Annotated in this window: 10 protein-coding genes; 6 read left to right on the forward strand and 4 right to left on the reverse strand. The window is 71.2% G+C overall.

Features of this window, described 5'->3' with window-relative positions:
- Positions 1-16 precede the first annotated feature (16 nt).
- On the forward strand, positions 17-769 hold the full coding sequence (locus ACQPXM_RS19470) for an SDR family oxidoreductase (RefSeq protein ID WP_432950578.1): 753 nt from the start codon (positions 17-19) through the stop codon (positions 767-769).
- Here ACQPXM_RS19470 and ACQPXM_RS19475 read toward each other — a convergent pair.
- Entirely contained in the window at positions 766-1,710 is a 945-nt protein-coding gene (locus ACQPXM_RS19475; RefSeq protein ID WP_432950580.1) for a GNAT family N-acetyltransferase, read from the reverse strand. The two genes, ACQPXM_RS19470 and ACQPXM_RS19475, sit on opposite strands and share 4 nt — an antisense overlap.
- 55 nt (positions 1,711-1,765) lie before the next feature.
- Positions 1,766-3,334: an adenylate/guanylate cyclase domain-containing protein gene (locus tag ACQPXM_RS19480; RefSeq protein WP_432950582.1), complete on the reverse strand. Its 1,569-nt coding sequence runs from the start codon at positions 3,332-3,334 to the stop codon at positions 1,766-1,768.
- A 497-nt stretch (positions 3,335-3,831) separates the two neighbouring features.
- Between ACQPXM_RS19480 and ACQPXM_RS19485 the strand changes: the two genes are divergently transcribed.
- Positions 3,832-4,836, forward strand: a complete 1,005-nt coding sequence (locus ACQPXM_RS19485; protein WP_432950584.1) for a CapA family protein — start codon at positions 3,832-3,834, stop codon at positions 4,834-4,836.
- Here ACQPXM_RS19485 and ACQPXM_RS19490 read toward each other — a convergent pair.
- On the reverse strand, positions 4,833-5,600 hold the full coding sequence (locus tag ACQPXM_RS19490; protein WP_432950586.1) for a M28 family metallopeptidase: 768 nt from the start codon (positions 5,598-5,600) through the stop codon (positions 4,833-4,835). The genes ACQPXM_RS19485 and ACQPXM_RS19490 overlap by 4 nt on opposite strands.
- 340 nt (positions 5,601-5,940) lie before the next feature.
- Between ACQPXM_RS19490 and ACQPXM_RS19495 the strand changes: the two genes are divergently transcribed.
- From ACQPXM_RS19495 to ACQPXM_RS19510, 4 genes are all read left to right on the forward strand, one after another.
- Complete coding sequence (locus ACQPXM_RS19495; protein WP_432950588.1) at positions 5,941-7,719, forward strand: M1 family metallopeptidase; 1,779 nt, start codon at positions 5,941-5,943, stop codon at positions 7,717-7,719.
- 11 nt (positions 7,720-7,730) lie between these two features.
- A complete protein-coding gene (locus tag ACQPXM_RS19500) occupies positions 7,731-8,951 on the forward strand; it encodes a sensor histidine kinase (RefSeq protein ID WP_432950590.1) in 1,221 nt (406 codons plus the stop codon).
- A gap of 28 nt (positions 8,952-8,979) precedes the next feature.
- Complete coding sequence (locus ACQPXM_RS19505; protein ID WP_432950592.1) at positions 8,980-9,633, forward strand: response regulator; 654 nt, start codon at positions 8,980-8,982, stop codon at positions 9,631-9,633.
- 93 nt (positions 9,634-9,726) lie between these two features.
- Positions 9,727-10,071 (forward strand): TrmH family RNA methyltransferase, encoded by a 345-nt coding sequence (locus tag ACQPXM_RS19510; RefSeq protein ID WP_432950594.1) that lies wholly within the window; start codon positions 9,727-9,729, stop codon positions 10,069-10,071.
- Here the strand turns inward: ACQPXM_RS19510 and ACQPXM_RS19515 are convergent.
- Complete coding sequence (locus ACQPXM_RS19515; protein WP_432950596.1) at positions 10,064-10,933, reverse strand: GNAT family N-acetyltransferase; 870 nt, start codon at positions 10,931-10,933, stop codon at positions 10,064-10,066. The two genes, ACQPXM_RS19510 and ACQPXM_RS19515, sit on opposite strands and share 8 nt — an antisense overlap.
- Between the last annotated feature and the right edge of the window lie 76 nt (positions 10,934-11,009).

Consider the following 11,009-nt stretch of genomic DNA (forward strand, 5'->3'; position numbering starts at 1 on the left):
TGAAAAGCTGGGCGGTATGACTGGTGCTGTGGGTGCGCGCGGCGTCGCGCTGGTGACTGGTGGGAGTCGTGGGATCGGTGCCGCGGCGGCGATCGGGCTGGCGCGGGACGGGTGGGACGTCGGGATCAGCTACCGGACCCGCCAGGACGAGGCGGCGCGGGTGGTGGCGGCGTGCGAGGCGATCGGCCGGCGGGCCGTCGCGGTCGCGGCCGATGTCGCCGAGGTGAAGGACATCGAGCGGCTGTTCGACGGCGTGGCGGCTTCGCTCGGACCGATCGGTGCCGTGGTCAACAATGCCGGCGTGGTGTCACCGGCCGGGCGGGTCGACGAGTACGACGTGGAGCGGCTGGAGCGGGTGTTCCGGATCAACACGATCGGGGCGTTCCTGGTCGCCGGCGCGGCGGTCCGCCGGATGTCGACGGCGCACCGGGGAGCCGGCGGGGTGATCGTCAATGTGTCGTCGCGCGGTGCGGTGCTCGGTTCGGCGGGGGAGTACGTCGACTACGCCGCGAGCAAGGCGGCGGTGGACACGCTGACCATCGGCTTGGCGAACGAGGTCGCGAGCGAAGGGATCCGGGTGCTCGGCATCCGTCCGGGCTTGATCGAGACCGAGATCCACGCCGAGGGACGGCTGGAGCGGATCGGCTCGACCCCGCCGCTCGGGCGTCCGGGCACGGTCGAGGAAGTGGCCGAGCTGATCGTGTTCCTCGCCTCCGATCGGGCGTCGTACATGACCGGTTCGATGGTCGACGTCGCCGGCGGCCGCTAGGGCGTGCTGATCAGCGGCGCGTCCCGCGAGAGCTCCCGGAACCCGAGGCCGTAGTACAGAGCGCGCGCCGAAGGATGCCCCGGCGCGCCCAGGCAGACGACCGTTGCGTGCCCGGCCCCGGCGGCGCGGGCCAGCCTCATGCCGTGCAGCATCATGGCTCGCGCGAGCCCGAGCCGCCGGTAGCCGGGATGTGTTCCGACCGGCTCGAACTCGATGCTGCGGTTCACCGGGTCGAGCCACATGATCGCCGAGGACGCCATCGTCCCGTCCGGCGCCTCGACCAGGACGTGCAGGTCGCCGCGATAGGCCGCCGTCTGCCGGACTCCCTCGTAGCTTGCGGCCGTGTACGCCGAAGAGGGCCAGGCGTCCTGATGAGCCCGGACCGCCGCCTCCGGTCCGGCCTCGTCGGCGGTGCGGAACCGGAAGCCGGGTGGCAGCACCGGCTGCTCGATCTCGGTGAGGTCGCGCTGGTTGAGCTGGGTCCAGTCGCCGGCGTCGCCGAGCGCCTCTACGTCGGGTTCGTAGCCGTGCGCCGCCCACCGTTTCAGGGCGAAGTCCTCGGCAGCCGTCGGAAACACGCTGCGTTCGAGGCCGGCCGCCACGACGCCGTACCAGTCGATGACTTCGTCGACCAGTTCGAGGTGATCGGGATGGAGCTGGTAGCTCAGCGAGGCGCCGTTGATCTCCGCGACCGAGCCGTCGTTGCGCGTGACCCGGCGGGGAAGGAAAGCCCAAGCCCACGCGACCAGTTCGTCACCGGAGAACCACAGCCGTCGCGGCCAGGCGGCGCCGGCGGTGGCGTGCCCTTTTCCGTAGATCCACGCGAGTTCCCCGTACGCCGCGTCGGCGCTGACCAGGTCCGGCCGAAGGGCGGTCACACGCTGCGCCAGACCTTGCATGAGCGGGAGGTCCGCGGCGGTGAGGAGCTCGATGTCGGTCATGGTGCGTCACTGTGCCAGGACTCCAGGACGACGGCGAACAGTTTTCCGAGCCCGATCAGGCCGCTGGTTTCGGGTGGGCCAGGCGGGTCGACGTGGAGCGTCCGCGGACGGTGACTTCGTCGCCGGACTGCCAGTGCTCGGACTCCGAAGGGGCCGACTCCTCGACCGCGGCCATCGAGGCGAGCAGGTGGTGGTCGGTCTGCTTGGCCAGGTCGCTCAGCCGGGCGGCCTCGTTGACCGGGTCCCCGATCACCGTGTACTCGTAGCGGCGCACGTCGCCGACCGTGCCGGCCACGACGGTCCCGGCCGCGATGCCGATCCCGGCCGTTGCCTCAGGCAACTCGTCGGCCAGCCGCCGGGTCAGCGCGCGGCCGGCCCGCAGAGCGCTGCCCGCGGCGTCCGGCAGTTCGGTCGGCGCGCCGAACACGGCCAGGACGGCGTCGCCGGCGAACTTGTTGACGAAGCCGTCGTGGCGGTCCACCTCGTCGATGACGATCGCGAAGAACCGGTTGAGCAACCGGACCACCTCGGTCGGAGGCCGGTTCGCGGCGAGTTCGGTCGAGCCGACCAGATCGACGAACAGCACCGCGGCGAAGCGTTCCTCGCCGCCGAGCGAGTCGCTGGTCAGGGCTTCACGGACGACGTCGGCGCCGACGTACCGGCCGAACAGGTCGCGGAGGCGTTCGCGCTCGCGCAGACCGGCGGCCATTTGGTTGAAGCCGGACTGGAGCGAGCCGAGCTCGGTGCCGTCGAAGACCGGGATGCGAACGTTCAGCTCGCCGTCGCCGATCAGCGTGAGCGCGGTCCGCACGGATCGTACCGGCGCGCTCACGGACCTTGCCGACAGCAACGTGAGCACCCAGCCGAAGACCAGGACGGCGCCGCCGATCACCAGGATGATCACCGACAGCCTGGTCGCGGAGACGTCCTTCTCGATCAGCGCGATCACGGCGGTGAGCATCAGGCCGAGCACCGGTACGGCCGATCCCGCCGCCCAGAAGAACACCGTGCGCGCCTTGAGCCCGGCGGCCAGCAGCCGGCGCGGCGGTGCGCCGTCGGCGAGCGCCCGGGCGGCGATGGGACGCAGTGCGAACTCCGACAGCAGATACGACGCCGCGCAGGTGACGGTGCCGCCGTCGACCGTGGTGATCAGAACGCGGAGAACGCTCTCTGGTTCCAGCGCGAGGGTCAGCAGCGTGAAGAAGACGGTGGCGAGCAGCCAGAGCAGGATCTGGATCATCGTCAGCCGCAGCGGGAGGCGGAGCGTTGCGATCTGCTCCTCGCGGGTCGCCGGGCGGTCCTCGAGCACCCAGTCGGTCACCCGCAGCGCGAACCGGGTGCTCCAGATCGCGCCGACCAGCAGCGCGAACACGAAGTACGCCGGGAACGCGACCCAGCGCACCAGATTCAGCTCGTCACTGTCGCTCGGCGGGCCGGGCAGCACCCAGACGGCGAGCGTGAACACGACCGCGGCGCCGATCACGTTGGTGCCGATGGAGAAGAAGGTCAGCAGCATCTGCGCGCGGATCCGCAGCATCCGGGGACTCTGGCCGACCGGCCCCAGCAACCACGATCCGAACGGCCTGCGCTGCAGCACCACCTCGGGGCTGCTCTCCGGCATCATGCCTACAGTCTGCAAGCTCGCGGCTCCGAACAGGCACACCACCCCGCGGTCCCGAGTGTTTGGGACCGGGTGGCTACTTTGGCGGCATGGGTGTGCGGCGGAGGCCCTGGGTGGTGTTGGCGCTCGTCGGTACGACGGTCGCCGGTGGCGTCGCGTGTTCGGGCGACGGCGGTGCCGCACGGGACGGGGCGGCGCCGGAGGTGGGAGGCGCCACCTCGCCGGGGGTGCCGCCTTCGGGCGAGACGGGACCCGGTGAGTCGGCGACGCCTCCGGGTCGATCGCCATCGCGTTCGCCGTCCGCCGAGCCTCGGGAGCCTTTGGTGCTGGTGGTGCATCCGACCCGGGCCGTGCAGGACGTGGATGCGGGAACCGCGCGTCGGGTGGCGAACGGCGGAGTGACCAGCTGGCGTGGTTTCCGCGTGGTGGACGGCGTTGAACAGGTAGCCCGCGACGTGAGAGCTCTGGCGGTGGTCCCTGCGTCGAAGGTGTCCCCGGTCGTGCGGCCCTGGACCGTGAACGGCATCGATCCGCTGGCGGACCCCGAGCGCTACCCGTTGACGACGACCGGCGCGACACCGCGGCAGATCGTGAACCTGACAGTCGGCGGCGACGTGATGCTCGGTCGCCGGGTGGCGACCGCCGCGGCACGAACAGGAGACGTGGCGCGACCTCTCCGCGCGATCGGCCCGCGCTTGAAGAGCGCCGACCTCACCGTGCTGAACCTGGAGAGCACGCTCTCCCGGGCCGGGACCGCGCAGCAGGGCGGCGACTCGTTCGCGGCTCCGCCAGGCGTCGTCGCCGGGTTGCGGGATGTCGGCGTGGACGTCGTGTCGCTGGCCAACAACCACACCGGCGACTTCCAGGACCGCGCGCTGGTCGAGACGGTCCGGCAGCTCGGGGCCGGCGGTCTCCAGCCGGTCGGTGCCGGAAGCAACTATGCCGAGGCGGCCCGGCCGGTCGTGGTGACGCGGGACGGCGTACGGTTCGGGTTCCTCGCGTTCAACGCGATCGGCGAGACCCCGCGGGCGACCGCGACCTCGCCCGGCGCGTTCGAGCTGCGGATGCCGCCGCGGACCGGCCCGCTCAACCAAGCGGACCTCGACGCGCTGACCACCGCGATCCAGAATCTGCGCAAACAGGTCGATGTGGTCGCCGTCCTCCCGCACTGGGGCCAGCAGTACACGCACGAGCCGGTACCGGCCCAGCGGACCGTCGCGGCCGCGCTCACCCGCGCCGGCGCCGACCTGGTGATCGGCGGACACCCACACTGGGTGCAGAGCGCACAGTTCAGCACGAGCAAGGCCGTCGTCCACTCGCTCGGCAATCTGGTCTTCGACATGGACTTCGCCCAGCAGACGCAGGAAGGTGTCCTGCTCGAGCTGACCTACTGGGGCAAGACGCTGAAGGCCGCGCGACTGACGCCGTACGTGATCGGTGCGGACTTCAGCCCGCGCGTCGTGACCGGCGCGCGGGCGGAGCAGATCCTGGCGGACCTGCGTTAGCCGAGCCAGCTGACGACGACTTTGCCCACCCGGTCGAGCTGCGCGGGGTTGACGACGTTCGGGAGGTCCCTGGCGCTGTGGTAGGCCGCATACGGCGTACTGCCGATTCGCGCGCCCGGCAGACCGGCCCGGACGAAGGACCAGTGGTCGCTCGACCTGTTCACACACGCACGAGTCGGTACGCCGACCCGCGCGGCCGCCGCGCGCACCGCGTTCCGTGTCGTCGGCTGGGTGTCGGTAGCCGAGCAGACCGGTACGACGTCGCCGACGCCGACCCGGTCGAGCGAGACCATGCCGCGCATCGCTCGGCGGTGCGCGGCGGGCAGAGTCGCGACGTAGGCGCGTGAGCCGTAGTGGTGGCGGTTGTCGCCGTCTCCGCGGGGCTCCTCGGCGCCGAACGCGATGAAGACGGTCGGCAGGCGCAGCGGGCGCGACGCGGTGAGCTGCGCGGCCTGGAGGAGGACGGAGATGCCGGATGCGTTGTCCTCGGCGCCGGGAGCTTGCGGGACGGTGTCGAGGTGAGCGCCCACGACCTGATGCGGCTTGCCGGGGTCGAAGCCGGGTCTGGTGGCGATGAGGTTCCAGGTGGTGCCCGCACGGACCTGGACTCCCCAGGAGTTACCTGCGGGAACCTGCAGCGGCTGGCGCCGTACTTCGTAGCCGGCGGCGACGAATCGTTGCTCCAGCCAGGCCAATGCCTGCAGATACGTGGCGCTGGTCGCTTCACGCGGTCCGAGCCCGGCCAGGTGGCGGACGGTCGCCATGGGGGAGTCCACGGACGGCCGGGGAGTCGGCCTGGAAGGAGCCGAAGGCGTCGGAGTGAGGACGGAGGCGGAAGGCGTCGTCGGCGTCGGAGCAGTGACGGAGGTGGGAGGTGTTGTCGGCGTCGGCGTCACCGTGCTGCTGGTGCAGGCGGTGGCCGCCAGCACAGTCAGCAGGACAGTGAGTCGCATGCCTCCATCCTGCCTGCGGTGGGCAACTTGGCACGGTGCTGCCCTTGGCGCTGATCGGCCGCGTCAGCGACCTGTCGCCTGGGTAGTGTCCTGCGAACGACGTCTGCGATCGACCGCGGCCAACGACCCCCTGCCTGCTCGGGAGCCCCCTGTGACCCACGACCGCCACTCCTTCGCCGAACCGGCGCTGGTCCGCACCACCCACCTCGACCTGGAGCTCGAGCTCGACTTCAGCGCGAAGGTCCTGGTCGGCGCCGCCACGCACACGCTGGCCTGGAGCGGTCCCGGCGACCGCCTGGTGCTCGACACCCGGGACCTGACCGTGCTGTCGGTCGAGGGCGCGACGGGCGACGGCTGGGAACCGCTGGAGCACAACCTGGGCTTCCCCGACGACGAGCTGGGCTCCGCGCTGACCATCCGCACCGCCGGGCACGAGCAGGTCCGCGTGAGCTACCGGACCGCACCGACAGCGACCGGGTTGCAGTGGCTGGAGCCGGAGATGACCGCGGGCGGAGTGCTGCCGTTCATGTTCAGCCAGTCGCAGGCGATCCACGCCCGCAGCTGGGTGCCGGTACAGGACACGCCGAGCGTCCGGTTCAGCTACGCCGCGCACGTGACGGCGCCACCCGAGCTGATGGTGCTGATGAGCGCCGACAACGGCACGCAGTCCCGCCGTACCGGCTCGTACGACGTCGTGATGCCGGAGCCGATCCCGTCGTACCTGCTGGCGATCGCGGCCGGTGACCTGGTGTTCGAGCCGATCGGTGAGCGGTCCGGCGTGTGGGCCGAGCCGGAGATGGCCAAACGGGCGGCGGCGGAGTTCAGCGACACCGAGGAGATGATGCGGGTCACCGAGGCGCTCTTCGGCCCGTACCGCTGGGGCCGGTACGACGTCCTGGTGCTGCCGCCCTCCTTCCCGTACGGCGGGATGGAGAACCCGCGGATGACCTTCGCGACACCGACGGTGGTGATCGGCGACAAGTCCCTGGTCAGCGTCATCGCGCACGAGCTGGCGCACAGCTGGTCGGGCAACCTGGTCACCCAGGACAGCTGGGACGACATCTGGCTGAACGAGGGCTTCACGTCGTACGTCGAGAACCGGATCGTCGAGGCGGTCTACGGGACCGAGCTGGCGGTGATGGAGACCGCGATCAAGCAGCACTCGACAGTGGTCAAGCTGGACCCGCTCAGCCCGGCCGAGCTGGCGGTGGAGCTGCCCGGGCTCAACCACGGCGCGGAGTACCACGGCACGACCTCGCTGGGCCCGCTGAAGGGCTGCTGGTTCCTGTCCTGGCTGGAGGAGCGGTTCGGCCGGGAGGTGTTCGACCCGTTCCTGCGCGGCTACTTCGACCGGTTCGCGTTCCGCAGCATCAACTCCGAGGACTTCGTTGCGCACCTGGAGGAGCACCTGCTCACGCCGAGGCCCGGGGTGGTGTCGGCGGAGGAGATCGCTGCTTGGCTGGACGAGCCGGGCATCCCGCCGTTCGCAGCGCGAGCGGAGTCCGACCGGTTCGAGGTCGTGGACCGGCTGCGGGACAGCTGGCTGACCACGGGCGAGCTGCCGGCCGGTGGCAAGACCTGGACGACGCAGGAGTGGCTGCGCTTCCTGGACGCCGCGCCGGACGTGCTGGACGCCGAGCAACTGCAGCAGCTCGACCGTGAGTTCGGCCTGACCGGTACGGCGAACGGCGAGATCGCCCGCCGCTGGTACTCGATCGTTGCCGCCAGCGCCTACACCCCGGCGTACGACGAACTGGCGACGTTTCTGACCCGGGTCGGCCGGATGAAGCTGGTGCTGCCGGTCTACCGGGCGCTGAGCCGGACGGAGGCCGGCCGGGAGTTCGCGGCCCGGGTATTCGAGTCGGCCCGGCCCGGCTACCACCCGATCACCACCGCCGCGGTCCGGAAGATCCTCGCCACGGCCAGCTAACGTCTGGGGGTATGTCCGCGGAATTCGATCGCCCTGGGGTCGTGGCTGCGCTGTTCACGCCGGGCTCACGCGCGGCGCCGGGGCACGGACAGCGGACGCCGCGCGACTGGGTGGTCGATGCGCTGTGCGTCGTCCTGGCGGCCGGGGTGAGTCTGCTGCCGGCCGCCCACGGACCGAACCCCAAGCTGCCGATCGTTCCGGACGGGGTGAACCTGTGGCTGGGGTTGCTGGCCGCGGCCTCTCTGCTCCTGCGGCGGCGTTGGCCGGTGGAGCTCGTGGTCGTGCTGACCGTGCTGTCGGTGTTCGTGCCGTCGGTGGGCGCATCCAGTGGACTGGCGCTGTTCAGCGTCGCCGTGCACCGGCGGCCCGCGGTCAGCCTGTCGATGCTCGCGCTGGCGGTCGCGTCAGCCGCCGTGCAGTTCTGGGTCTATCCCGCGGACATCGACATCCCCTACGGCTACCAGTTCGTGGTGGGCTTCGTCGCGTTGAGCTGCCTGGCGCTGGTGGCGTGGGGCATTGTCGTCCGGACCAGACGGCAGCTGATGCGGTCGCTGGAGGAGCGGGCGCGCCGAGCTGAGGCCGAGCAGGAGTTGCGGGTCGAGCAGGGGCAGCGCCGGGAGCGGGAGCGGATCGCTCGGGAGATGCACGACGCGCTGGGCCACCGGCTGTCACTGCTGAGCGTGCACGCCGGGGCGCTGGAGTACCGGCCGGACATGCCGCCGGAGGAACTGGCGGTGACGGCCGGCGTGATCCGGGCCAGTGCGCGGGAGTCCATGGACGACCTGCGCGAGATCGTCGGCGTACTGCGGGGGCCTGGGCAGAGCGAGCCGGGCGGCCGGCGGCCGCAGCCGGGCATCGGTGACATCGCCGGGCTGGTCGAGGAGTCGGTGGCGGCGGGGACGCGGGTGACGTTCGAGCCGCTGGCCGGTGGGGTGGACGGACTGCCCGCGACCACTGGGCGGCACGGCTACCGGATCGTGCAGGAGGGGCTGACCAACGCGCGCAAGCACGCGCCGGGGGAGCCGGTCCGGGTGGTGCTGACCGGTGGTCCGGGGGACGGGCTGACGATCGAGGTGCGGAACAGACTGGGTGCGGGTGGTGCTGCACCGGGCTCGCAGGTGGGGCTGGTAGGGCTGGCCGAGCGAGCCTCTCTGGCCGGCGGGCGACTGGAGTACGGCGTGACCGCAGGCGAGTTCCGCCTGACCGCCTGGCTGCCTTGGCCTCCCGCGTAGCGCCCTGGTCCCCCACTACCATGGGCGGATGCCTGTTCGGGTGGTGCTGGTCGACGACGATCCGCTGGTGCGTGCCGGGCTGAAAAGCATGCTCGGTGGCGCTGCCGAGCTGGAGATCGTCGGTGACGCGGCAGACGGACAGGCGGCGATCGACACGGTCGGCGAGTTGCGGCCGGACGTCGTACTGATGGACATCACGATGCCGGTGATGGACGGCCTCACCGCCACCGAGGCCGTACGGCGGCTGCCAGACGCGCCGGAGGTCGTCATGCTGACCACCTTCGGTTCCGAGCAGCACCTGCTGCAGGCGTTGCGTGCCGGTGCCGCCGGGTTCCTGCTGAAGGACGCCGCGCCGGCGGAGATCGTCGAGGCCGTTGTCCGGGTGGCCGACGGCGAGCCGATCCTGTCCGGCGGCGTCACCCGGCACCTGATGGACTACGTCGCCGGTGACTCCGGCGGTCCTCGCCGCGCCCAGGCCGTCGCTGCCCTCGCCAAACTCACCGACCGCGAGCGTGACGTCGCCGCAGCCGTTGCCCAAGGCAAGAGCAATGCCGAGATCGCCACCGCCCTCGGTCTCGGCCTCGCGACCGTGAAGACCCACCTGACCCGCATCCTCACCAAGCTCGACCTCAACAACCGGGTCCAGATCGCCCTCTTGGCCCACGACGCCGACCTGGCCTAACCTGGTTCCTCCCGGCGCCTCGCTCGAAGGCCGCCGCTGTCGATGGCCCCGGTGCGCCGCGAAGCGCCGATCAGATGACGACACCTGGGAGGGTTGCTCCCGCAGGCCGATGAGCGCGCCGCAGGTGCGGACCCGCAGTCCGAAGGAGTGCACTGGACCGGGCACAACCCGGTGCACTGGCTGGCGGATCAACGCAAGCGCGACGACACCACGGTCGTAGGAGTCGAGCTGGCGGAGGATGCCGTACGGCTCGCCGACCTGCCGCCGGCGCGGAACAGGACGATCGCCGTACTGGGCCACGAGCGGACCGGGATCCCGCCGGAGGCGCTCGACCAACTGGACGTGGTGGTGGAGATTCCGATGATCGGCACCGGAGCCAGCCTGAACGTCGCCGTGGCGGGATCGTTGGTGCTCTACCGGCTGGCCGGGCTCAGCTGATCAGGTAGTGGTAGCGGTTGACCTGGTGGGTCTCGCGATAGCCAAGGGACTCGTTGGTCCGGCGCATGGCGTGGTTCGTGGCGGCGGTGTCGGTGAGGAGGCCGGCGAGCTGCGGGTGCCGGGTGCGGGTCTGGCGGATCTGCTCGGCTTTGACCCAGCGCGACAGACCCTTGCCCCGGTGGGAGGGGATGACCGCGGTTCCGTAGTGCTGCGCGTCGCCACGCCCGTCACCCGGTACGACGAGTTCGGTGAAGGCGACCACCTCGCCGGTGACCTCGTCGAGCGCGGCCACTGTCTCGAGCAGTTCGCCGCGCTGGGCCACGACCTCGGCGACGTGCCGGCTGCGTTCGACGTCCCAGGCCTCCACGCCGTACGCGATGTCACCGACGGGGGCGTCGCTCATCGCGGCTCGGGCGCGGGTGAAGGACTCGATCAGGCCTTCCGGTGGAGCGCCCGCCCAGCAGGTCAGCCGATAGCCGGCGCACGGGCGGTCGGGCAGATCACGCGGGTCGAGATCCGCCAGGGCCAGCCGCGTGTAGACGAGGCACAGGCCGACCGTGAAGCCGCGAGCGGTCAGGAAGTGGTCACCGGGTGTGCCGACCGTCGCGTCGGCGAGCACGGTGGTCGCGTCGTTGTCAGCGGCCCCTTGTACGGCCGCGGCGAGCAGCCGCGTCCCGATGCCCTGGCGGCGGTCCGCCGGGTGCACGGCGAGCTCCAGCTCGGCCAGGTGCTGCTGGGTCGGCTTGCTGTTCAGCCGCAGGTACGCCGAACCGACCGGGTGGTCGCCGGCCGCGAGCCAGGCGAGCCGGCGGCTGAACGGCCGGTAGTCGGGATCGGTCAGCGGCGTGATCGTGATGGACAAGGCGTCAACGTATCCAGCCGCACCACCCGGCGGCAAACGGGTTCTGCGCCCCGCGGTCCGGTACGGTGCCACGCAA

It is taken from the genome of Kribbella sp. CA-253562 (assembly GCF_050942265.1).
GTDB lineage: Bacteria > Actinomycetota > Actinomycetes > Propionibacteriales > Kribbellaceae > Kribbella.

Coding starts and splice junctions, on each gene's coding strand:
- ACQPXM_RS19490 (WP_432950586.1), bottom strand. CDS start 5,600: ATGGCGACCGTCCGCCACCTGGCCGGGCTCGGACCGCGTGAAGCGACC.
- ACQPXM_RS19505 (WP_432950592.1), top strand. CDS start 8,980: ATGCCTGTTCGGGTGGTGCTGGTCGACGACGATCCGCTGGTGCGTGCC.
- ACQPXM_RS19470 (WP_432950578.1), top strand. CDS start 17: ATGACTGGTGCTGTGGGTGCGCGCGGCGTCGCGCTGGTGACTGGTGGG.
- ACQPXM_RS19500 (WP_432950590.1), top strand. CDS start 7,731: ATGTCCGCGGAATTCGATCGCCCTGGGGTCGTGGCTGCGCTGTTCACG.
- ACQPXM_RS19480 (WP_432950582.1), bottom strand. CDS start 3,334: ATGATGCCGGAGAGCAGCCCCGAGGTGGTGCTGCAGCGCAGGCCGTTC.
- ACQPXM_RS19475 (WP_432950580.1), bottom strand. CDS start 1,710: ATGACCGACATCGAGCTCCTCACCGCCGCGGACCTCCCGCTCATGCAA.